At 74.1% G+C, this 21,704-nt stretch carries 18 protein-coding genes; 3 read left to right on the top strand and 15 right to left on the bottom strand.

All coding sequences use genetic code 11. From position 1 onward, the window contains the following. Positions 1-87 precede the first annotated feature (87 nt). Entirely contained in the window at positions 88-2,694 is a 2,607-nt protein-coding gene (locus ACLJQM_RS11030) for a BTAD domain-containing putative transcriptional regulator (protein ID WP_410631064.1), read from the bottom strand. 170 nt (positions 2,695-2,864) lie between these two features. Between ACLJQM_RS11030 and ACLJQM_RS11025 the strand changes: the two genes are divergently transcribed. Beyond that, on the top strand, positions 2,865-3,848 hold the full coding sequence (locus tag ACLJQM_RS11025) for a Gfo/Idh/MocA family protein (protein ID WP_410631063.1): 984 nt from the start codon (positions 2,865-2,867) through the stop codon (positions 3,846-3,848). Between the two features lie 256 nt (positions 3,849-4,104). On the opposite strand, the gene ACLJQM_RS11020 is transcribed toward ACLJQM_RS11025, so the two are convergent. Further along, on the bottom strand, positions 4,105-4,692 hold the full coding sequence (locus tag ACLJQM_RS11020; protein ID WP_410631062.1) for a TetR/AcrR family transcriptional regulator: 588 nt from the start codon (positions 4,690-4,692) through the stop codon (positions 4,105-4,107). 81 nt (positions 4,693-4,773) lie between these two features. Between ACLJQM_RS11020 and ACLJQM_RS11015 the strand changes: the two genes are divergently transcribed. Next, on the top strand, positions 4,774-5,937 hold the full coding sequence (locus tag ACLJQM_RS11015) for a YbfB/YjiJ family MFS transporter (protein WP_410631061.1): 1,164 nt from the start codon (positions 4,774-4,776) through the stop codon (positions 5,935-5,937). Then, positions 5,934-6,533, top strand: a complete 600-nt coding sequence (locus tag ACLJQM_RS11010; RefSeq protein ID WP_410631060.1) for an alpha/beta fold hydrolase — start codon at positions 5,934-5,936, stop codon at positions 6,531-6,533. Before ACLJQM_RS11015 ends, ACLJQM_RS11010 begins: the two co-directional genes overlap by 4 nt. 6 nt (positions 6,534-6,539) lie before the next feature. Here the strand turns inward: ACLJQM_RS11010 and ACLJQM_RS11005 are convergent, their stop codons facing one another. The 13 genes from ACLJQM_RS11005 to ACLJQM_RS10945 are packed head-to-tail and all read right to left on the bottom strand — an operon-like array spanning position 6,540 to position 21,701. Further along, entirely contained in the window at positions 6,540-7,007 is a 468-nt protein-coding gene (locus tag ACLJQM_RS11005) for a pyridoxamine 5'-phosphate oxidase family protein (RefSeq protein ID WP_410631059.1), read from the bottom strand. Beyond that, complete coding sequence (locus ACLJQM_RS11000) at positions 7,004-7,405, bottom strand: TIGR03618 family F420-dependent PPOX class oxidoreductase (RefSeq protein ID WP_410631058.1); 402 nt, start codon at positions 7,403-7,405, stop codon at positions 7,004-7,006. The genes ACLJQM_RS11005 and ACLJQM_RS11000 overlap by 4 nt, the downstream gene beginning before the upstream one ends. A 49-nt stretch (positions 7,406-7,454) precedes the next feature. After that, positions 7,455-8,315 carry an SDR family NAD(P)-dependent oxidoreductase gene (locus ACLJQM_RS10995; protein ID WP_410631057.1) on the bottom strand — a complete coding sequence of 287 codons (861 nt, stop codon included), beginning with the start codon at positions 8,313-8,315 and terminating at the stop codon, positions 7,455-7,457. Continuing rightward, on the bottom strand, positions 8,312-9,523 hold the full coding sequence (locus tag ACLJQM_RS10990; protein ID WP_410631056.1) for a macrolide family glycosyltransferase: 1,212 nt from the start codon (positions 9,521-9,523) through the stop codon (positions 8,312-8,314). The genes ACLJQM_RS10995 and ACLJQM_RS10990 overlap by 4 nt, the downstream gene beginning before the upstream one ends. Positions 9,524-9,525: 2 nt before the next feature. Continuing rightward, positions 9,526-11,205: a hydantoinase B/oxoprolinase family protein gene (locus tag ACLJQM_RS10985; protein ID WP_410631055.1), complete on the bottom strand. Its 1,680-nt coding sequence runs from the start codon at positions 11,203-11,205 to the stop codon at positions 9,526-9,528. Next, the gene (locus ACLJQM_RS10980; protein ID WP_410631054.1) at positions 11,202-13,271 is read right to left on the bottom strand and encodes a hydantoinase/oxoprolinase family protein; all 2,070 of its coding nucleotides are present in this window, start codon (positions 13,269-13,271) and stop codon (positions 11,202-11,204) included. The genes ACLJQM_RS10985 and ACLJQM_RS10980 overlap by 4 nt, the downstream gene beginning before the upstream one ends. Further along, complete coding sequence (locus tag ACLJQM_RS10975; protein WP_410631053.1) at positions 13,268-14,317, bottom strand: LLM class flavin-dependent oxidoreductase; 1,050 nt, start codon at positions 14,315-14,317, stop codon at positions 13,268-13,270. Before ACLJQM_RS10975 ends, ACLJQM_RS10980 begins: the two co-directional genes overlap by 4 nt. Continuing rightward, complete coding sequence (locus tag ACLJQM_RS10970; RefSeq protein WP_410631052.1) at positions 14,314-16,392, bottom strand: xanthine dehydrogenase family protein molybdopterin-binding subunit; 2,079 nt, start codon at positions 16,390-16,392, stop codon at positions 14,314-14,316. The genes ACLJQM_RS10975 and ACLJQM_RS10970 overlap by 4 nt, the downstream gene beginning before the upstream one ends. Continuing rightward, complete coding sequence (locus ACLJQM_RS10965) at positions 16,389-16,841, bottom strand: (2Fe-2S)-binding protein (protein WP_410631051.1); 453 nt, start codon at positions 16,839-16,841, stop codon at positions 16,389-16,391. The genes ACLJQM_RS10970 and ACLJQM_RS10965 overlap by 4 nt, the downstream gene beginning before the upstream one ends. Then, the gene (locus ACLJQM_RS10960) at positions 16,838-17,590 is read right to left on the bottom strand and encodes an FAD binding domain-containing protein (protein WP_410631050.1); all 753 of its coding nucleotides are present in this window, start codon (positions 17,588-17,590) and stop codon (positions 16,838-16,840) included. The genes ACLJQM_RS10965 and ACLJQM_RS10960 overlap by 4 nt, the downstream gene beginning before the upstream one ends. A 1-nt stretch (position 17,591) precedes the next feature. Then, positions 17,592-19,214, bottom strand: a complete 1,623-nt coding sequence (locus tag ACLJQM_RS10955) for an ABC transporter substrate-binding protein (protein WP_410631049.1) — start codon at positions 19,212-19,214, stop codon at positions 17,592-17,594. 28 nt (positions 19,215-19,242) lie between these two features. Further along, positions 19,243-20,865: a dipeptide ABC transporter ATP-binding protein gene (locus ACLJQM_RS10950; protein WP_410631048.1), complete on the bottom strand. Its 1,623-nt coding sequence runs from the start codon at positions 20,863-20,865 to the stop codon at positions 19,243-19,245. Next, positions 20,862-21,701, bottom strand: coding sequence for an ABC transporter permease (locus ACLJQM_RS10945; protein ID WP_410631047.1), 840 nt, complete (start codon positions 21,699-21,701; stop codon positions 20,862-20,864). Before ACLJQM_RS10945 ends, ACLJQM_RS10950 begins: the two co-directional genes overlap by 4 nt. Positions 21,702-21,704: the final 3 nt, after the last annotated feature.

The raw sequence follows: 21,704 nt of genomic DNA, 5'->3' as shown, positions 1-21,704 counted from the left end.
CGCCGTGCCTTCGTCGGCCGACCCGCCGTCCGATCTTGTGAGGCGTCGTCCATCCGCCGGGAACTGCGCCTCCATTCGACCCGCCCGTCAGACGGCGAGGTCGATGACGTCCAGGCAGTCGCTGTCGGCGAGCTGCTCTTCCAGCACTTCCGCCCGGTTCAGATGGTGGGACACCGAGTCGCGGACGTGCCGGCGGCTCAGCCGCAGCCACCGCGCGCCCGCCCGGTGGCGGGCGGCCCGCTCGGCCCGGCGCAGCTGCGCGTAGGCGACGTCACGGACGATCCCGTGCCGGAACCGGTACTCCGGGTCCTCCGGCCGCCCGGTCCGGAGCATCAGGCCGCGGCGGACGAGGTGCTCCAGGGCGTCGGCGGCGTCCGGCCGGCCCGCGGGGTCCAGCGCGGCCAGCGCGCGCGGGGAGACGACGTCCCCGAACACCGCCGCGTCCCGCAGCGCCCCGAGCACCGATCCGGGCAGGGTGTCCAGCCAAGCCGACACCACGGCGTGGGTGCGGGTGCTCAACCGGACCACCCCGCACGGCGGGCCGAACGGGCCCGCGCTCGGGATGACGACCGGGGCGCCGCTGCGGCCGCTGAGGTGCCCGACGAGCTCCACGGTCAGCAGCGGGTTGCCGCCGGTCATCGCGCCGAGGAGGCCGTCCTCGATGACCTCCGCCAGTCCCGGCATCGGGTCGGGCCCGCCCAGCAGTCCGGCCTCGGTCGCCAGCGACGTCAGCAGCCGCGCCACCCCGGTGGCGGACAACGGGTCGAGGTCCAGGCGGCACGCCTCGCCGGTCCACCGTTCGGCGAGTTCCGCCCGGGCGGCGGCGACCACCAGCACGGGCAGCCCGGCGAGCCGTTCGCCGACGCGGTCGAGGACGTCGAGCAGCTCGCGGCCGGCCCGGTGCAGGTCGTCCACGACGAGCACCGTCGTCGACCGCTCCGCCAGCGCCCGCACCTGCTGGTACCAGTCCGCGGCGACTTCCCGCGTCCGGGCGCCGGCACGCGCCGGGACCGGTGTGCGGTCACACACCCGCTGACGCGCGGCGGGGTGACCCCGCGCGTTTTCCGGCCGGACCGCGTCCACCAGCGCGCCGAGCGGGCGGTGCCACTCGAAGCGGCCGACCCGGCAGGACAGCACGCGCACCGGGCCCCCGGCCGCCGACTGGGCGAACTCCTCGAGGAGCCGCGTCTTGCCCATGCCCGGCTCGCCGAACACGGTGATCACCCGCGGTTCGCGCCGGTGCGCCACTTCGTCGAGCGCACGGCGCAGCCGGGCGAGTTCCCGGTCGCGCTCCACCAGCCGGGGACGCGGCACGCCCTCGGGGGTGTCCCGCAACGCCGAGACGTCCGCCCGCCCGGGTTCGACCAGGAACCCGCGGACGGCGCGGGCGGTCGCCTCGCACACCCGGACCGCGCCGAGGCGGGCGGAGCCCAGCAGCATGACGGCGACCTCGGCCACCTCACCGGGTTCCGGCACATCCGCCTGCGGCACCGGATCCACCGCACCCGGCACCAGGGCCTCGCCCGTGGCGACGGCCAGCCGCACCCCGTCGAGCAGCGTCGTGCCCGCCCGGGCGGCGACGACGTCCCGCAGTGCGAGCGCGGCCCGGACCGCGCGCTCCGCGTCGTCGTCACCCGCCTTCGGGACGCCGAACACCGCGAGCAGCCGGGTACCGGCCGGTTCCCGGATCAGGCCGCCGAACCGTTCGGCGACGGTGCGCAGCACGGCGGCCAGCTCTTCCCGGGCCGCCGCGACGTCCTCGATGTCGGCGTCGGCGCCCGCAGCCGGCTCCGGGCGGACGGCGAGCACGCTCACCCACTTCCGCACCAAGGCAGCGGGCACCTCCGGTGCGGCGGGCACGGCCGGGACAACCTCCGCGGCCGCCGGTTGGGGGCGGAGGGCGGCCACCGGCTCCGGCGCGGCCGCCACCCCGGCTGCCTCCGGCGTCCACAGCCACTGGTCGTGCGCGAGGATCGCCCGCTCCATCCGGCGCAGTTCCAGGCCGGGGTCCAGACCGAGCTCGGCGGCGAGCGCGTCACGCCCGGCCCGGTACACCTCCAGCGCCTCCGCCTGCCGTCCACTGCGGTACAACGCGAGCATCAGCCGGCGGCGCAGCTCTTCGTCGAGGGGCTCGGCCAGCACCGCCGCGGCGAGCTCGCCCACCACCTCCTCGTGCCACCCGGCGGCGAGCGCCGCCTGGGCCCACTCCCGCGTCACCGCGCGTTCCGCGCCGCGCAGGGCCTCCAGCTCGGGCCAGTCGAGCCCCTCCTCGACCAGATCGGAGAGCACCGGGCCGCGCCACAGGCCGAGTGCTTCGCCGAATTCCATTGCCGCGCGGTCGAAATCGCCGGCCGACGCGGCCACCCGGCCCGCCCGCACCAGTTCGTCCCAGCGCAGGGAATCGACCTGCCCGGGTTCGACCGACAGCTGGTACCCCGAGGACGACCGCGCCAGCTTGGCCGGCCCACCGGGCGGCAGCAGTGTGCGCAGCCCGGAAACCGCGTTCTGGATCATCTTCCGGGCGGTCGGCGGCGAACTCTTCGGCCACAGCGCTTCCTGCAGGCGCGCCATCCCGACCGGTTCGTTCGCGTGCAGGACGAGCATCGCCAACGTCGCCCGCCGCGTGAGCCCGGTCAATTCGACGGCCGATTCTTCGTGCACGATCTCCAGCGGTCCCAAGACGTTGAAGCGCACAGTTCCCCCAATTTCCGACGGTAAACCCCCCTACCGCTCCCCGGGAGTTATACCCCGGGCCCCACGGATTCCGGGGCGGGCTCCCAGCGACTGGAACAGCACCCCGATCAGCCCCTAACGTCTTCGCCGGCTTCGGTCCGCACGCCGCCGCGGCCGTAGGGTCGGCGGGTATGAGCCCGCTACGCATCGGTGTCCTCGGCTGCGCGAGCATCGCCTGGCGCAAGATGTTGCCCGCACTGACCGGGAATCCGAACGTGGTGGTCGCCGCCGTCGCGAGCCGGGACCCGGCCAAGGCCGCGCGGTTCGCGGCGCGGTTCGGCGGCGAGCCCGTCACCGGGTACGACCGGTTGCTCGCGCGCGACGATCTCGACGCGGTGCACGTCCCATTACCCGCGGCGTTGCACGCCGAATGGATCGACCGCGCCTTGCGCGCGGACCTGCACGTGCTCGCCGAGAAACCCCTTGCCACCACGGCGAAAGAGGTCGAGCACCTGGTGGCGTCGGCCGATGAGCGCGGGCTGGCGCTGCTCGAGAACTTCATGTTCCTGTGCCACTCGCAGCACGCGGCGGTCCGCGATCTCGTCGCGGACGGCGTCGTCGGTACCCCGCGGACGCTCACGGCCGAGTTCGCGATCCCCGCTCCCGCCGCCGGAGACATGCGCTACCAGCCGGACGTCGGTGGCGGCGCGCTCCTCGACATCGGCGTGTACCCGGTCCGCACCGCGCTGCACTTCTTCGGCGAAGCCACCGACGTCGCCGGGGCCACGCTGAACATCGACGCCGGTCTCGGCGTGGACGTCGGCGGCGCCGCGTTGCTGACCGGGCCCCGCGGCGAATCCGCGCACCTGACGTTCGGGATGCGGCACGCGTACCGGTCCCGCTACGAACTCGGCGGCGACGAGGGCCGGCTCTCGGTGCTGTGGGCCTACACCCCGCCCGCCGGCCACGCGCCGGTCATCCGGATCGAGCGCCGGAACCGCGTCGAGGAGCTGACTTTGCCGGCCGACGACCACTTCGCCGCGGTCGTGTCCCGGTTCGTCGCCCGCGTGCGGGACGGGGTGCCGTCGGGTCTGGAGGGCGCGCCGGTCATCGCGCAGGCCCGCCTGGTGGACCGGATCCGGGAGCTGGCGGTGCGGCTCCCGGACCCGGCGTGAAGCAAGCCCGGCTGGCCAGGGGCCCGGCAAAGTCGGGCAGTCGGGCCGATCCGCCCCTCCGCGATGTCATGAAAGGGTCGTTCACCTCACCAGACGACATGAACGACCCTTTCATGACATCCCCGCGACGCCGGGCAGACCACGCGGCCGGTCACCCGCTCGCCGACGCGCGACATTGCCGGAGCCCTTGCCCGGCCGGCGGACCGTGCGGCTCCCGGACAAGGTGTGACGCACCGGCATCGCCGCGGATCGTTGCTCAAGGCCGGCGGGCCGCGGCCAGCAGGGTGAGGGCGGCCTGGCGTGCGTCGTCCCCCGCGTGCCGGTCGTGGTGGTCGGCCACGGCGGTGGCGCCCTCGACGAGGATGAGCAGCTGCCGTGCCAGCCGGTCGGGGTCGGCGGCGCCGGCCCGGACGGCGATCTCGGTGAGCAGGTCGGCGTAGCGGCCGAGGTGGCGCGCAGTGATGGCCCGGACCGGGGCGGTGTGGTGCTGGGCGGCGGCGTTGAGCATTCCGCAGCCGCGGAACCCGGGCTCCTCGTACCACCCCTGGAGGGCGTCGAACAGGGCGGCGAGCTGGCCGGCGGGATCGTCCGGCCCGGCCTGCCGGACGACGTCGGTCAGCCACTGGACGAACCGGTCGCTGCGGGCTTCGAGTACCGCGTGGACGAGTCCGTCCTTGGTGCCGAAGTGCCGGTAGAGCGTTTCCTTCGACACCCCGAGGCGGGCGCAGAGCGCGGCCACCCCGATGCCGTCGAGCCCGCGTTCGTACAGCACCTGCGTGGCCTCGCGCAGGATCGCGGCGCGGGTGCGCTCCGGGTCGATGGTCGAGCCTTTGGCTACCGGCATACCCACGATCGTACCGATCGGTTCGATCAGTGTGCTAGCGTCCCGGATCGTACCGATCGGTTCGATCTCGGGGGTGGGGGCGTGACAGCGATCCGACGGGCCGCGCGGCTGGCGCTGGGAACGGCGTCCGCGCTGGGTCTCGCGCGCTTTTCCTACGGCCTGCTCGTTCCGGCCATGGGAGACGACCTGCGGTGGACCTTGGCCGAGGCGGGAGCGGTCAGCACCGCGAACGGGCTCGGCTACCTGGCCGGCGCCGTGGCGACGGCGGCCGTGGTTCGCCGGTGGGGTGCGGCCGCGGCGTTCCGCTGGGGCCTGGCCGTCACCGCGGTCGCACTGGCCGGCACGGCGGCCGGTGACGTCTTCGTGGTGCTGCTGGCGGTCCGTGCCGTGGCCGGGGCGAGCGGAGCGGTGGTGTTCATCGCGGGTGGGGTGATCGCGGCCCGGGCCGCCGCGCGAACCGGCTCGAGCACGCCCATCACGGTGTACTTCGCCGGAACCGGCCTGGGCATCGTCCTCAGCGGCCTCGCCATTCCCGGGCTGGCCGGCCACTGGCAGGTGGCGTGGATCGGGCTGGGCGTCGCCGCCGGGGCGGCGGCACTGGCTTGCTGGACGGCGGCGGAAACCGGCGAGGAGGAACCGGCCGGCGAAGCGGGCCGCGCCCGAGTCCGTCCACTGTGGCCGGTCGCCGCGGCGTACTTCCTCTTCGCGGCAGGCTACATCACCTACATCACCTTCCTGTCCGTGTACCTGGCCAACCGGCACGCGCCGGTCGTCCAGGTGACGCTCACCTGGACGCTGCTGGGCGCGGCCGTCGTGGCGGCGCCGGCGATGTGGAGCCGCCCGATCACGCGCTGGCCCGGCACGCGCGCGCTGGCTCTCGTGCTCGGCGTGCTGGCCGCCGGCGCGGCACTGGCGCTGCTGTCGCCCTCGCCCGCGGTGGTGATCGCCTCCGCCACCACCTACGGGGCAAGCTTCATGGCGGTCCCCGCCGCCGTCACCGCGCACCTCCGGACCGTCGTCGCGCCCGCCGACCTGACCGCCACCCTCGCCGCGTTCACCGCGCTGTTCGCCACCGGGCAGACGGCAGGACCCTGGCTCGCCGGCCTCCTCGCCGACCACACCTCGCCGGCCACTCCCCTGGCCTGGACCGCCGGTCTGTGCGCCGTGGCGGCGGTACTGGCCGGCGCCCGGCCACACCTCGCACCGACCGGCCACCACACCGAAGAAACCGGAGCCCGACCATGACCGCTTTCGTCCTCGTTCCCGGCATGTGCCACGGCGGCTGGTGCTTCGCCGACCTGACCGCACAGCTGCGCGGGCTCGGGCACGTCGTCCACCCGGTGACACCGACCGGGATCGGCGAACGCAGCCACCTCCTGTCCGGCGGGGTCAACCTCGACACCCACATCGAGGACGTGACGGCGCTGCTGGCGGCCGAGGACGTCCACGACGCCGTGCTGGTCGGCCACAGCTACGGCGGGATGGTCATCACCGGCGCCGCCGACCGCCTGCCCGGACGAGTGGACAGCCTCGTCTACCTCGACGTCGTCGACAGCGGGTACGCCGTCCGCCCGCTGCCGTTCTTCGACCCGCGGGCCACCCCGCACCCCCTGGCCTCGGTGCTGCAGCCGCTCCGCCTGACCGGCGACCCGGCCCGGGTCCGGCGGCGGGACTACGTCTACGCCGCCGGCTGGGACGGAGAATCGCCCTTCACCCCCGTCTACGAGCGCCTGCGCGCCGATCCCACGTGGACCACGCACAGTCTCGACGGCGGGCACAACCTCATGCGGGACGCGCCCGGCGAACTGCTGAAGATCCTGCTCGACGTCGCGACGAAGTAGCCACCCCTACGAGACGGCGAGCGCGGTGCCGTAGAGCCGCGTGACGCGCAGCCGGAGCACGAGCCGCCGGTCGGCCACCATCTGCTTGAGGAACGCCTCCTCGTCCTCGGCGCGCTCGTACGGCCCGTCGAGCGAGAGGAGTTCACGGCCGGCCGCGTCGCCGGGGACTTCGCTCACCGGCGACAGCTCCGCCGTTCCCTCGGCGACCGCGAACGCCAGGAAGTCCGGTGTGGACACGTGCAGCGCGCCGATCGGCCTCCGGCGCGCCAGCCGGACCTTCAGCCGGTCCGCCGTCGTGCTGATCCGCACCACGCGTTCCGCCGGGTCCCAGTGCTGGGCCACAGTGGACAGGTGCGGGGTGCCGGCCGCCGTGGTCAGCGCGAGCACACCCATGCGGTGGACGGCCAGCAGGTCCGAGAGCGCCGCGTCGGCGAGCGGGCTGGGGCCCGGTCCCCGGCCGGGCCCGTAGCTCACTTCGGCTCCGGCGGGAAGGCGATCACCTGGTGCGGCACCACGCGGACGACGACCCGGGAGACGTCGTCCACGTCGTGGACCTCGTCCAGGTACTTCAAGGTCAGCTCGTCGGCGAGCTCCTTGCCACCGCCTTCGAGAACCTTCGCGGTACCGCGGATTTCGATGGAGGTGATCGGGTTCGCGAGGTCGAACACGGACAGGTTCACCCGCGGGTCGCGGGTGATGTTGCGCTCGGTCCGGCGCCCCGCGTGGGTCACGAACAGCAGCGAGTCGTCCACGTCGCGCTTGATCAGCACGATCGAGGAGTGCGGGCTGCCATCGGCGTTCACGGTGGCCACGACCGGGAAGTTCTTCCCGTCCACGAAGGCCCTGGTCTTGTCGTCGAGTTTCTCCGGCATGCCACGGACGCTACCGGCGGGCGGCCCGCGTCCGCTCCCCTCAAAACCCCTATTCCGCCGCGCTTTCCGCGGTGAGCCAGCCCGCGATCAGGGCGGCGGCCGCGTCGCCGGAGACGTCCGCTAGCTTCGCCGCCAAGAACGCCCGCGCACTCGGCGAAGTCGGGTACCGCAGTGGTGGGTCGTCGGCGGCGAGGACGTCCGCGACAGCGGCCGCGACCTCGGCCGCGGTCTGGATCGCGGGCAGGCCCGGGAAGCCCGCCGCCGCGGCGTTGCCGACGTACTGCCGCAACAGCTTCTCGTACGGACCGGCCCCGGCGAAGATCCGCGGCCAGTCCTGTTCCTGCGCACCGTCCGTGCTCACCGGGCCCGGCGCCACGATCGACACCGAAACGCCGACGTGCCGGGCGACGTGCGCGTAGCTCTCGAGGATGCCTTCCAGCGCGAACTTCGAGCCGGAGTAGGACTCCTGGAACGGCAGGCCCACGACGCCGGCGATGCTGCCGACGGCGACGAACCGGCCACCCGCGGCACGCAGGTGCGGCAAGGCTGTCTTGAGCAGCAGCACCGGGCCGAAGACGTTGACGTCGAAAACGCGGCGGTAGCTCGCGATGTCTTCGTCCTCGAACGTCCCGATCCCGGTGACACCGGCGTTGCTGACGATCGCGTGCAGCCCGCCGTGGCGCGCGACGACGCCGTCGATGAAGCCGGGGATGGCGGCGTCGTCGGTGACGTCCAGCCGGTCGACGTCCACGGTGACCCCGGCGCGGCGGCTCAGCTCGGTCAGTTCCGCCGCGCGGTCGGGCGAGCGCACGGACGCCACGACGGGGTAGCCCCGCTGGGCGAGGGTCACCGCGGTGATCGCGCCGATCCCGGATCCGCTGCCGGTGACGACCACGGCTCCGGCGGTCACGACCGCACCTCCCCACGGACGGCCGACGCCGCGTACGCCTCCAGCGCGTCAGCGGCGCGCGGGGCGCCCCCGGCGGCCCGGGTGTGCGCCTGCAGCTCCAGCAGCCGGTCCCGGACGACGTCGTCGGCGAACAGCCCTTCCAGTTCGGCGACCAGCCGGTCGGCGTCCAATTCGGACGGTGGGACCACGCGGCCCGCGCCCAGCTGCGTGATCCATTCGGCGTAGGGCAGGAAGTCCGGCGCGGGCGGGACGATGACCACCGGCGTCGCGGTGTGCCACGCCTCCAGCAGCGAACCGCTGCCGCCGTGCGTGACGAACGCGGCCGCGTGCTCCAGCACGCCCACATTGGACACCCAGCGGCGCACCTCGACGTTCGGCGCCAGCCCGGACAGGCGCTCCAGCAGCGCGTCGTCGAGGGTGTCACCGACCGACACCACGCCGTGCCACGGCCGTCCGGCGAACGCGCCCATCACGGTCTCGAAGAAGGTCGCGTCGCCGTTGCGCACGCCGCCCAGCGACACCAGCACGACGGGAAGCCCGTCGCCCGGCGGCTCCCACGTGCCGAGGAAGTCCCGCTTTTCCACGCTGGGACCGACGAACACGACCTGGCCGGAGTCGAACGTCTCGTGCGCGGGCTGGAACCGCGGCGGGACGAACACGATGGTGAACTCCCGGATCCGCCGCTGCCGCCAGAGGAAGTCTTCGAACTCGTCGTCGAGCCCGAATTCCTCGAGGGCCGCGGTGATCTCTTCGACCGGGTCGGCCACCCGGTGCCCGGGCGCCAGCCGTTCCATGTGGTCGAAGTAGGAGTAGTGCTCGTTGTTCACCACGCTCGGGGACAGCAGCACCGCGGGCAGCCGCCAGAGCCGGGTCAGGATCCGCCCGGCCTGGAACGCGGCCTCGTCGTAGGCGACGACGTCGGGGCGCTCGTCGCCGAAGTGTTCCCGGGCGGCGCGCAGGATGGCCAGGTTCTCGCGGAAGAACGCGCGGGTCGCCGCGACCGGGTCGTCCTCGCGGAGGCTGGCGAGCGGGTCGAGCGAGGGGTAGGTCACCACTTCGGCGCCGAAGCGGCTGACCCGGTCGGCCAGCCGCTCGGCCACGACGTAGGTGACGCGGTGGCCGCGGCGCACCAGCTCGTCGACGAGCGCGACCTTCGGCAGGACGTGCCCGTTGGAGGGGATGTCGAGTACCGCGATGTGCAGGGTCATGGTCACCTTTCGGTCGGAGGGAGAACCAGGCCGTAGACCGCGGCCGCGGCGGCCGGGGAGACGAGTTCGTCGCGGACGTCGGCGAGCACGGCTTCGCGCGACCGCTCCCGCGGATCGCCGTACCCGCCGCCGCCCGAGGTGTGGATCTCCAGGACGTCGCCGCGGTGCAGCCGCAGCGTGCTGTTGGTGGGCGGCACGGTGATCCGCCCGTCGCGGTGATGCACGCGGCCGACGTTGCGCGGGGCCGCGCCGCCGCCGTCGACGCCGAACGGGACCGTCTCGGGCAGCGCGCCCGAGCCCAGGCACACCACCTGGACGTCGTCCTGGTCGATGCGCCACCACGACACGCCGCCGAGCCCGCCACGCCATCGGCCCGCGCCCGCGGAGTCGGTTTCGAAGCCCTGGTGCAGGATCGTGGCGGGTGCGGTCAGTTCGTGCAGCTCGACGTCGACCTCGCGGCCGCCGCCCATCGCGACCGGGGAGCCGATCGCGTCCCAGCCGTCGAACCCGGCGGTCGCGCCGGAGCCGCCCTTGAGCGCGCCGGTCGCGCCGAACGCCCGGCCGGTCCGCTCGTTCACCCCGACCGCCGCGAAGGCGTACCCGCGCGACCAGCCGGCGTTCGACCGCGCGGGATCGGCTTTGGCCAGCGCGAGCCAGACGGTTTCGACGATGGCTTCGCAGGCGGTGATCGTGCAGAGCGTGGTGGCGGCCGGCTCGACGGCGTGCGCGATCGTCCCCGGCGCGGTGACGACGTCGAACGCGGCCAGCGCGCCGCTGGTGCGCCGCTGCGCCGGGTCGGTCACGCCGAACACCGCGACGAACACCGACGCGACGGTGTTGGCGCGGGTCGAGTTGGCGTACCCGGCGACCTGCGGGTCGGAGCCGGTGAAGTCGAAGGTGGCGTGGTCGCCCTCGACGGTGAGGCGCAGCCGGATGGCGATCGGCTCGCGGTGGTGCTCACCGCCGTCGTCGAGCAGGCGCTCGGCTTCGTGGACGCCGTCGGGCCAGCGGGCGATTTCCGCGCGCAGGTGCCGTTCGGACGCGGCCAGCTGGACCCGCACGGCGTCGAGCACGGGAGCCACGCCGAACGCGTCGAGCAGCGCGACGAGTTCGCGCTCGCCGAGGGTCGCGGCGCCGATCTGGCACTGCAGATCGCCTTCGACCGCGTCGCGCAGGCGCAGGTTCAGCAGGATCAGGTCCCAGACGTCGTCCTGGCGGCGGCCGCGGTGGACGAGCCGGACCGGCGGGATGCGCAACGCGTCCTCGTAGCAGTCGCGGGCGCCCGGGTTGTACCCCGCGCCGCCGCTGCCGCCGACGTCGGCGTGGTGCGCCTTGGTCGCGGCCCAGAACCGCAGCACGCCCTCGTGGAAGACGGGCTTGAAGATCGTCACGTCCGGCGGGTGGTTGTTGCCGTGGTAGGGATCGTTCAGGACGAAGACGTCACCGTCGTGGACGTCGTCGCCGAACTTGGCCGTGATGCCCTCGTACGCGCTGGGCAGCGAACCGGCGAGCACGGGGATGAAGTCCTTGGCCGCCACCCACTCCCCCGCCGCGGTGAAGATCCCGGTGACGAAGTCGCGGCTCTGGAACGTCGTGGACCGGCAGGAGCGCAGCATCGCGTCGGCCATCCGCTCGGCGATGGCGTGCAGCCGGTTGTCCACCACTGTGGCGAGGATCGTCATCGGTCTCCTTCCCGCAGTCCGGTCAGCACTTCGGTGCGCGAGGTGCCCGCGGCGAAGATCAGGACGGTCCCGTCCCCGGTGACCTCGAAGGCGAAGCCGGGTGGGACCACCACGGTCGTGCCCTCGCCCGCCAGCAGCGCGGGTCCGGCGTGCACCGGCACCGACCCGGCGGACAGCACCGGGACCTCGGCGAAGCCGCCGTCGAACCAGGCCTGCCGGGTCGCGGACGGTGACCCGTCCCGGCGACCGGGAGCCGCGGGAACGGCCGTCGCGAGGGCCCGGGCTTCGAGGCGGAGGTTGACCAGCTCGACCGGCGCGTCCGGCTGGGCATAGCCGTAGCGCTGGTCGTGGACCTCGTGGAAACGCTCGGTGAGCCCGGCGACGGCGGCCGCGTCGACCACCCATCCTGGCGGGAACGGCACCGGGATCTCGTGCACCTGACCGACGTAGCGGACGTCGGCCAGCCGCGTCAGCCGGATCCGCTCCGGCGCCCCGCCATCCGCCAGCAGCTCCGCCTTGGCTTCGCTTTCCAGGCCCGCGAAGACGGCGTCGAGCGCCTCCGGGTCTTGTGGACGCCCCAGCACCGTGCGCACCGAGTAGCGGACCAGGTCGGCACGCAGCATCCCCCGGGCACAAAGCACCGACGCGCCCGGCGGCACCACGACTAGCGGGATCCCCAGGTCCTTGGCTAGCTCGACGGCGTGCACCGGACCCGCGCCACCGGCGACGACGAGCGCGAACCGGCGCGGGTCGAGCCCGTGCCGGGCGACAGCCAGGCGCAGGCTGTCGGCCATCTCGGCGTTGACCGCGCGGTGGATCCCGGCGGCGGTCTCGACCGGGCTCAGCCCCAGCCGCGTGGCGACAGCTCCGACGGCTTCGGCTGCGGCGGCCTCGGAGAGCTTCAGGCCGTCGCCGAACCCGCCGGCCAGGTAGCCGAGGAGCAAGTCGGCGTCGGTGACCGTCGCCTCGCGGCCGCCACGGCCATAGCTCGCCGGGCCGGGGTCGGCACCCGCGCTGGCCGGGCCGACCCGCAAGAGCCCGCCGGGACTCACCGTCGCGATCGACCCGCCGCCGGCGCCGATCGTGCTGATGTCGAGCATCGGCACCGACACCGGGTGCCCGGCCGGTTCGGCCTTCGTGGTCAGCGCGGTGACGCCGTGGGAGGACAGGCTGACCTCGAAGCTGGTGCCGCCCATGTCGATCGTGATCGCTTCGGGCACCCCGAGCGCGGCGGCGATCCCGGCCACCGCGGCTGGCGCGCCCGCCGGGCCGGACAGCAGCGTCCGCACGGCCCCCTCGGCCGCACGTTCGAGGCTGACGACGCCGCCGTGGGACTGCACGATCACCACGCGCCCGGAGTAGCCCAGCCCGGCCAGGCGATCGGCGAGCCGGTCCAGGTGCGCCCGCAGCACCGGGCCGACGTACGCGTTGAGCGCGGTGGTCGACGTCCGCTCGAACAGCCGCACCTCCGGCGCCACCCGCGAGGACACCGACAGGAACACCCCGGGCAGCTCCGCGGCGAGGATCTCCGCCGCCCGCCGCTCGTGCTCGTCGTGGAGGTACGAGAACACGAAGCTCACGGCGACCGCCTCGACGCCGGCTTCGCGGAACCGCCGCGCGGCCGAGCGCACGTCGTCCTCGTCGAGCGGGGTGGTGACGACGCCGTCGCGGTCGACCCGCTCGCGCGCGGTTTCGATCAGGTACCGGGGCACCAGCGGCGGCGGGGGTGCCGTGCGCGAGGCGAACTGGTCGGCCCGGGCGCCTTGCCGCGCGAGCAGGACGTCCCGGAACCCCCGCGTGGTCAGCAGCCCGGTCCGCGCGCCGTTGCCGGTGACGAGTGCGTTCGTCGTGACGGTGGTGCCGTGCACGATGACTTCGGTCTGCCGCAACAGCTCCCCGAGCGGCAGCCCCGCTTTCGCCGCGATGGCGGTCAGACCGGCGGCGACACCCGCGGCCGGGTCGTCCGGCGTGGAGCCGGTCTTGTGCGCCAGCTCCACGCCGTCCGACCCGAGCAGCGCGACGTCGGTGAAGGTGCCGCCGACGTCGACGGCGATCCGGTAGCTCACAGCGCCTCCGGCCACGGCGGGTCCGGCAGCTCACGGCGCAGCCGCGGGACGACTTCGGCGGCGAGCAGCTCGATACCCGCCCGGTGCTGGGCGTCGGTGAGGCCTTCCGGCTCGACGCTGAAGCACTGCGCGCGGTGCCCGAACACCTCGTGCAGGCGGTGGACCTTGTCGACGACCTGTTCCGGGCTGCCGATCAAGGCCGGGCTGCGCTCGACGAAGTCCTCGACGGTCGGGAACGCCGGGGTCTGGCCGATGCCCCGGCGCAGCGCCTGCCTCGCGGCGTAGCTGGGCCCGAAGTCGGCCAGTGCCTGCTGCGAAGTACGTGCCACGTAAAGCGCCGGAGTGCCCGCGCCGGTGTAAGCGCGGTCCGGGGCGTGGCCGTGCCGAGCCCACCGGCTCCGGTATTCCTCGACGAGCCAGGCGAAGGACTCCGGCGGGGCGGACGCGGCCGAGAACATCAGCGGGTCGCCGTACTCCGCGGCCAGTTCGACGGAATCGGCCGAAGACGCGCTGCCGTGCCAGATCCGCGGCCGCGCCTGCAGCGGCCGCGGCAACGTCGTGACGCCGTTCAGCGCGGGTCGTCGCGAGCCACGCCACACGACGTCGCGTTCGGTCCACAACCGCCGCAGCAGCCGGTAGTTCTCGGCCAGCGCGGTGCGCGCGTCGTCCCGGGTGAGGCCGAACAGCTCGGCCTGGCCCGGGCCCGCACCCTTGCCGACGACCAGGTCGAGCCGGCCGCCGGAGAGGTGGTCGACCGTGGCGTAGTCCTCCGCGACGCGGACCGGGTCGTGCACCGACAGCAACGTCACGCCGGTGAACAGCCGCACCCGCGACGTCACCGCCGCGAGGTGGCCCAGCAGCACCGCGGGCGCGGTGGCCAGGAACGGTTCGTGGTGGCGTTCGCCGAAGCCGAAGCCGTCGAACCCCAGCTCCTCGAACCACACCGCGGTGCGGATCGCGCGCTCGATCAGCTCGGTCTCGCCGAGCGGCTGCCCGGTGCGCGGATCGTTCGTGCGCTGGATCGGGGCCAGACCGATGAACTTCACTCGACCTCCAGCAGGGAGTCCCGGACGAGCCGCAGCACGCGTTCGGGGGTCAACGGGATGGTGGTGACGGGCACGCCGACGGCGTCGGCGACCGCGTTGGCGACGGCGGCGGTCCCGCCGATCACCGCGCCCTCGCCCGCTCCTTTGACGCCGTCGGGCTGCCCCGGGGCGGGGAACGAGACGTCGGTGTGGTGGATCTCGACCTCCGGCGGCATGCTGCCGGGACCGGGGACGCGGTACTCGAGCGGACGTCCGCCGGGCCGGTAGGCGACTTCCTCGATGAGCGCGTCGCCGATCGCGAAGCCGAGACCGCCGTGGATCTGCCCGGCCAGCAGCGCCGGGTTGAGGACCGTCCCGCAGTCGTGCACGACCAGGTGCCGCAGCGGGGTGACGAGCCCGGTCGCCGTGTCGACTTCGACGGTCGAGACGTGCACGCCGTAGGCGGCCGGCGAGCCGGCGGGGTCGAACGTGGCCTCGGCGCTCGATTCCGTGCCGCGCCGGAGTTTCCGGGCGGCCAGCCGGACCGCGCCGCCACCGAGGACGGCCGACCGGCTGGCCATCGTGCCGCCGCCACGCGGGATCCGCGCGGTGTCGCCGAGCACCACCACGACGTCATCCACGGGGATTCCCAGTTCGTCGGCGGCGATCTGGGCGAGCACCGTCTCGTGGCCCTGCCCGCTCGGCGCGGTCCCGGTGGTCACTTCGACCCGGCCGCGCTCGACCACCCGCGCGGTCGCGGTTTCCGGCGCTCCCCCACCGGTGCCCTCGACGTAGCAGCCGAAACCGATGCCGAGGTGCCGGTCCCGTTCGCGTTCCCGGCGTTGTTCCCGCCGGAAGTCGTCGTACCGGGCCAGTTCCAGCGCTTTTCGCAGCGCGGCCGGGTAGTCGCCGCTGTCGAGGACCGGCCACGGGATCGCGCCGAACGCCGTGTGCAGCACCAGGCTCCGGTCGAACGGCAGCTCGTCCGGGGTGAGCAAGTTGCGGAGGCGGACGGTCACGGGATCCAGTCCGGTGCGTGCGGCGACGAGGTCCATGATCCGTTCCGCGACGAACGTGGCCGGCGCGGCTCCCACGCCACGGAACGGCGAAGACGGCGTCTTGGCGCTGAAGACCGCGCGCGATTCCACCTCGTACGCCGGGATCCGGTACGGCCCGGGCACCGCTCCCGCCGCGCCGACCGCGTCCGCGACGGCGTTGGTGAACGCGTACGCGCCGATGTCGGTCGTGATCCGGTCGCGGATCGCGAGCACGCGCCCGTCCTCGTCGTGCGTGACCTCGACGTCGTGGCGCTGGTCGCGGCCGTGGGTGGTGGCGGTTTCGTGTTCGTCGCGGTCCTCGAGCCAGGTCACCGGCCGCCTGAGCCGCCGCGCCAGCCAGGCCACGAGGAGTTCTTCCGGGTACGGCTGCATCTTCGCGCCGAACGCCCCGCCGACGTCCGGCAGCACCACGCGGACCCGATCGGTGGCGAGCCCCAGGAACCGCGCGACGACGTCCCGCACGAGGTGCGGGATCTGGGTCGACGTCCACAGCGTCAGCCCGCGCGCGTCGTCCCATTCGGCGACCACCCCGCGCGGTTCGACCGGCGCGGCGGCTTGGCGGGCGATCGTGAAGGAGGCTTCGAAGCTGGCTGGCGGCGCGGCGCCGGTGCGGGCCCGGATGACCTGCTCGACGTCCCCGCCCTCGTGCAGGGGTACCTCGGCGCCGAGGGGTTCGTACTCGACGGAGACGAGCGCGGCGACGTCTTCGGCGGCGTACCGGTCGGCGGCGACCACGATGGCGATCGGCTCGCCGACGTACCGGACGCGGCCGTCGGCCAGCACCGGTTGCGCGGCCCGCGCGGGCGGTGGTGAACCCGCGACGCCGGGCAGAAGTGGTGGCCCGCCGGGGAAGTCGGCCGCGGTGACCACGGCGATCGCCGGCACGTCGACGGCGACCGACCGGATCCGCGCGTGCGCGTGGGTGCTGCGGACGAAGGCCGCGTGCACCGTTCCCTCGGGCCGGATGTCGGCCACGAACCGCCCGCGCCCGGCCAGCAGCCGGGCGTCCTCCCGCCGCGGGACCGGTACGCCGATCACGCCGGCACCACCCGGTCGACGGCCCGCTGCAGGTGGACGTACCCCGTGCAGCGGCAGGTGTGGCCTTCGAGCGCCGCCCGGGCGTCCGCCGCGGTGGCGCCCTCCCGGTTCACCAGGTGCCACAACGAAAGCACGATCCCGGGGGTGCAGAACCCGCACTGCAGCGCGTGTTCCTCGTGCAGCGCCGTCCGCACCGGGTCGCCGTCCGGCAGTCCTTCCAGGGTCACCACCGACGAACCGTCCGCCTGCACGGCGAGCACCAGGCACGACCGCACCGGGACGTCGTCGAGCAGCACCGTGCACGCGCCGCACACCCCGCGCTCGCAGCCGAGGTGCGTGGCGGTGAGCCCGAGCCGGTCCCGCAGCAGGTCGGTGAGCTTGAGCCGGGCTTCGACCGTCAGCTCGTGCCGGTCGCCGTTGACCTCGACGCGAACGCGGTGCTCGCTCATCGGACGTCCGCCAGCGCGCGGCGCAGCAGCGCCGGAGCGACCTCGCGGGGGTATCCGTCCGGCACGCCCGCGAGGTCTTCGCGCACCGCCGCGGGGAAATCCCCGCCGGACCGCCAGGCGCGCTCGGCGTGGTACGCGCGCCGCGGCCGGTCGCCGACGCCGAAGAGCGCGAGCCGGACTCCGGCCCGGTCGGTCGCGGCGACGGCTCCGCAGCCGGCGACTTCGGCGCACCCGGCGCCGGCCGGGACGGGCAGCTCGACCGCCGTCGCGATCTCGTCCGGCGCCAATGCCGTGGTGAACGGGCCGCGGAAGAAGTCCGCGGCCGCGATGCGCCGCGTCCCGCCCGGCCCGTACGCGTGCACCACCCCGTCGACGGCGAGCAGCGCGGCCGGCAGTTCGGCACCGGGGTCGGCGTGCACCACGCTGCCGACCACGGTGCCGCGGCCGCGCGTCTGCGGGTGGCCGACGAACGGCAGGACGCGCCGCAGCAGCGGGCAGTCCGCGTCCTCGGCCGCCCGCTGGGTCACCCGCGCCCCGACGACGATCCGGCCCGGTGCCCGCTCGATCCGGTCGAGGCCGGGCAGCGCCCGCAGGTCCACCAGCGCGGGCGGGCACAGCGTCCGGCTGCTCATCGACCGCAGCAGGCTCTGCCCGCCGGCCAGTACCCGCGTGCCCGGGCGGGCGCCGAGCAGCGCGACGGCCTCCGCCAGTGACGCGGGCGCGTGGTAGTCGAACGGGGCGGGTTTCACGTCAGGCCAGCCAGACGTCGAGCAGCGACGGCAGCCGCGCGTCCGCGTCCAGCGCGAAGCCCTGGACCTTCTTGCCCACCGCCACCACGGCCGTGTCCTCGACCAGCGGCACCGCCAGGCCCTGGGTGAGGATCCGCGCCTGAATGTCGCCGAGTACCTTCGCGCGGGCCGCCGGGTCGGCGGTCGTGGCCTGCCGCTGCAGCAGCGGCTGGAGGTCGGCGTCCTGGACGTTGTAGAAGTTCGGGGCCGCGCTGGTGAACGTGCCGAGCAGCCCGACACCCGCGTCGAGGCCGCCGGCGACGCCGGACAGGAACAGGTCCCAGCGGTTGCGAGCCTGCAGGTACTGCACGGCCTGCGCCGCGGTCACCAGCTCGGGCTGCAGGTCTACGCCGAGCTTCTTGAACTGGGCGGTGAGCAGCTCGACGAGCGGCTGGTCCCAGGCGTTGCCGCGGGACACCCAGCCGAGCTTCAGCGTGAGCCGCGTGCCGCCCTTGGCGCGGACGCCGTCGGCGCCGGGTGCCCAGCCGGCCTGGTCGAGCAGCTTCGCCGCCTCGGCGGCGTCGGGCTTCAACACGGCCGACTGGTCGGCGTACCCGACGACCGCGCCGGTCACGACGCTGGTCGGGACCGTCCACTCGGGAGTGAGCAGTGCGTCCCGGATCTGCGTGGTGTCCACCGCCTTGACCAGCGCCTGCCGGACGGCCGCGTCGTTCAGCGGCGCGCGGTCGGCACCGGTCACCACCAGGCCTTCGGTGTTGCGCGGGATCTTCTGCGCCACGATCGAGAACCCGGCGTCGCGCAGGGGTGCGATGTCGGCCGGGTTGAGCGAACCGGCCACCTGGACCTGACCGGTCTTCACCGCGCCGGTGCGCACGCTGGGTTCGGTGATGACCTTGAAGACCACCTTGTCCAGGTACGCGTCCCCGGTGTGCGCGGCGGTCTTGGGGCCCCACGCGTACCCGGCGCGCTTGGTCAGCACGACCTCGCTGTTGCGGGTGTAGGAGCCGACGACGAACGGGCCGGTGCCGATGATCTTGTCGAACCGGTCGTCGAAGGGCAGCTTCAGCGTGGCGTCGCCGAGGATCCCGTACCCGGCGCCGGTCAGCCACAGCGGCCAGGTGGGGTACGGCTTGGCGAACCGCTGTACGACCGTGAAGTCGTCGGGCGCCGCCGTCTCGCGGTAGCCGCCCTGGTCCAGCAGGGAGTTCGCGCTCGACCCGGTCGTCTTGGCCTTGTTGGCGACGATGTCGTCGAAGTTCGCCTTGACCACCCGCGCGGTCAGCGGGGTGCCGTCGGAGAACGTGACGCCGTGGCGCAGGTGCAGCGTGAACTCGGTGGCGTCGGCGTTGACGTCGTAGGACTCGGCGAGCCACGGCACGGCTTTCTTCGTGCCGGGGTCCAGCGCCAGCAGCGAGTCGACGACCGGCCGCGCGACTTCGCGCACGAGCGGGGTGACCGCGCGCGGGTTGAGGCTCACCGGGTCGCCGCCGAGGGCGAGGGTGAGCGTCCCGCCGGGCTTCGGCGTGCCGGCCGGGCCGGACCCTCCGGCGGAGGTGCCGCTCCCGCAGGCGGTGAGCAGGAGTGCTCCGGCGACGAGCGCCGTCGCCAGCGTTTTGGTGGACACTTCGGTGGTTCTCCTCGGGTTCGGGCCGTCAGCGACGGCCGGGGATGGCGGCGAGCAGCTCTTGGGTGTAGGCGTGCGCCGGTGCGGCGAAGAGCTGCGCGGCGGGACCGGTCTCGACGAGCCGGCCGCGGTGCAGGACTCCCACTTCGTCGGCGAAGTGCCGGACGACCGCCAGGTCGTGGGAGATGAACAGGTAGGCGACGCCCAGTTCGGCCTGCACCGCGGCGAGCAGGTCGAGGATCTGCGCCTGGATGGACACGTCGAGCGCGGAAACCGGCTCGTCGCACACGACCAGCTCGGGGTTGAGCACGAGCGCCCGGGCGATCGCGACGCGCTGGCGCTGCCCGCCGGACAGCTCGCCCGGCCGGCGCCGCAGCACCGCGGACGGCAGCGCGACCAGGTCGGTCAGCTCGGCGGCCCGCTGCCGGCGCTGCTTCCGGGTGCCGAGCCCGAAGGAGGCCAGCGGGTCGGCCACGACCTGCTCGACCGTGCGCCGGGGGTCGAGGGAGGCGAACGGGTTCTGGTGCACGAGCTGCACCCGGCGCCGGAAGTCCCTCAGGTCCGTCCCGCCGAAGACCACCCGGCCCGCGGTCGGTTCGGTCAGCCGCAGGACGAGCCGGGCGATCGTGGACTTGCCGGAGCCGGATTCGCCGACCAAGCCGAAGGTCCGGCCGGCGGGAACGGCGAAGCTCACGTCGTCGACCGCGCGGACGGAACCCCGGCGCGGCAACGGGAACTCCTTGACCAAGCCTTCGACGCGCAGGAGGTCACCGTCCCGCTCGGGCGCGGTGGCCGAAGCGGCGGCGAAGGGGTCGCCGGGCGCGCCGCCGGGCGTCGTGGTCAGCTCGAGCTGACGTCGCGGTGCGTCCGTGAGGCCCGGGGCCGCCGCGATCAACGACTTCGTGTACGGGTCATGAGGATCGGTCAGGACGTCGGCAGGCGTTCCCCGCTCCACCACCGCGCCCGCCCGCATCACCAGCAGCCGGTCCGCGCGTTCCGCGGCGACGCCGAGGTCGTGGGTGATCAGCACCAGCCCGGTGCCGGTGTCGCGGACCAGGCTCCCGATGCGGTCGAGGATCCGCCGCTGGACCGTGACGTCGAGGGCGCTGGTCGGCTCGTCGGCCACGATGAGCCGCGGGCGCCCGGCGATCGCGATCGCGATGAGCGCCCGCTGCCGCATCCCTCCGGACAGCTGCCCCGGGTACCGCCGGGCCTGGACCTCCGGATCGGGCAGGCCCGCTTCGGCCAGCAGCTCGACGGCCCGTGCCCGCGCGGTGCGCCGCCCGGCCGCACCGGACAGCAGCAGCGCTTCGGCGACCTGGGTGCCGATGCGCTGCACCGGGTTCAGCGAGGTTCCGGGGTCCTGCGGCACCAAGGCGATCTGACGGCCGCGCACCGAGCGCCACCTTCGGGCGGACAATGCGGTCAGCTCGGTCCCGGCGAAGGTGATCCGCCCGGACGTCACGCGCGCCGACGCCGGTAGCAGGCCGAGCACCGCGTGCGCCGTGGTCGACTTGCCGGAACCGGACTCGCCGACGACGGCGACCGTCTCCCCTTCGCCGACGGTGAAGCTCACCGCATCCACCGCGCGCACCGGCGTGCGGCGCCCGCGGTAGTCGATCGCGAGGTCCGCGACTTCGAGGAGGCTCACTGCAGTCCCCTCCCGCCGTCGAAAGCGAGCGAGACGCGGTTGGCGGCCAGGATGGTCAGCGCCACCACCGCGCCCGGCAGCAGCGACAACCACCAGGCGCTGCCGAGGAAGTCACGGCCCGACGAGACGAGCGCGCCCCACTCGGGTGTCGGCGGCTGCGTGCCGAACCCCAGGAAGCTGAGCGTGGTGACGCCCAGGATCGCCACGCCGAACAGCAGCAATGTCAGCACCCACACCGGGCCCAGCGCGTTCGGCAGCACGTGCCGCAGCACCACCCGCGTCCGCCGCGCCCCGCCGATGCGGGCGGCCTCGACGAAGTCGCTGCCGGCGACGCGCAGCACCTCCGCGCGCATCACCCGGGCCGTGCCGGCGATCGCGGTGACGCCGATGGCGATGCCGACGTCGAGCGTGCTCCCCTTGCCCAGCACCGAAACCAGCATCAGCGCCAGCAGCAGGCCGGGGATGGCGAGCAGCACGTCGACCAGCCGCATGACCACCAGATCCACGACACCGCGCAGGAATCCCGACAGCAGGCCCAGTGCCACGCCGGCGCCGAGCCCGATGAGGGTCGCCAGCACCGCGGCGGGGAGCGTCCGGCCGGTGCCGTGGACGGTCTCGGCGAACAGGTCGCGCCCGAGGCGATCGGTGCCGAACAGGTGCTCGGCCGACGGCGGGCGCAGGCGGGCGGCGGTGTCGACGGCCAAGGGGTCGCCCGGTGCGAACACCGCCGGTGCCACGGCCGCGACGAGCACCAGCAGCAGCCAGAACGCCGACAGCACCAGGCCGGGCCGCCGGAGCACGAACTGCCGGGGCCGCAGGCTTTCCAGGGTCACCACGCC

It is taken from the genome of Amycolatopsis sp. cmx-4-83 (assembly GCF_046548815.1).
GTDB lineage: Bacteria > Actinomycetota > Actinomycetes > Mycobacteriales > Pseudonocardiaceae > Amycolatopsis > Amycolatopsis pretoriensis_A.
Note: the sequence above shows the minus strand (reverse complement) of the source record. Positions and strands in the feature narration are given on the sequence as shown.

Bases quoted from the DNA above. Each gene is read 5' to 3' on its own strand.
- ACLJQM_RS11025 (WP_410631063.1), top strand. From the start codon at position 2,865: ATGAGCCCGCTACGCATCGGTGTCCTCGGCTGCGCGAGCATCGCCTGG.
- ACLJQM_RS11020 (WP_410631062.1), bottom strand. From the start codon at position 4,692: ATGCCGGTAGCCAAAGGCTCGACCATCGACCCGGAGCGCACCCGCGCC.
- ACLJQM_RS11010 (WP_410631060.1), top strand. From the start codon at position 5,934: ATGACCGCTTTCGTCCTCGTTCCCGGCATGTGCCACGGCGGCTGGTGC.
- ACLJQM_RS11000 (WP_410631058.1), bottom strand. From the start codon at position 7,405: ATGCCGGAGAAACTCGACGACAAGACCAGGGCCTTCGTGGACGGGAAG.
- ACLJQM_RS10990 (WP_410631056.1), bottom strand. From the start codon at position 9,523: ATGACCCTGCACATCGCGGTACTCGACATCCCCTCCAACGGGCACGTC.
- ACLJQM_RS10985 (WP_410631055.1), bottom strand. From the start codon at position 11,205: ATGACGATCCTCGCCACAGTGGTGGACAACCGGCTGCACGCCATCGCC.
- ACLJQM_RS10965 (WP_410631051.1), bottom strand. From the start codon at position 16,841: ATGAGCGAGCACCGCGTTCGCGTCGAGGTCAACGGCGACCGGCACGAG.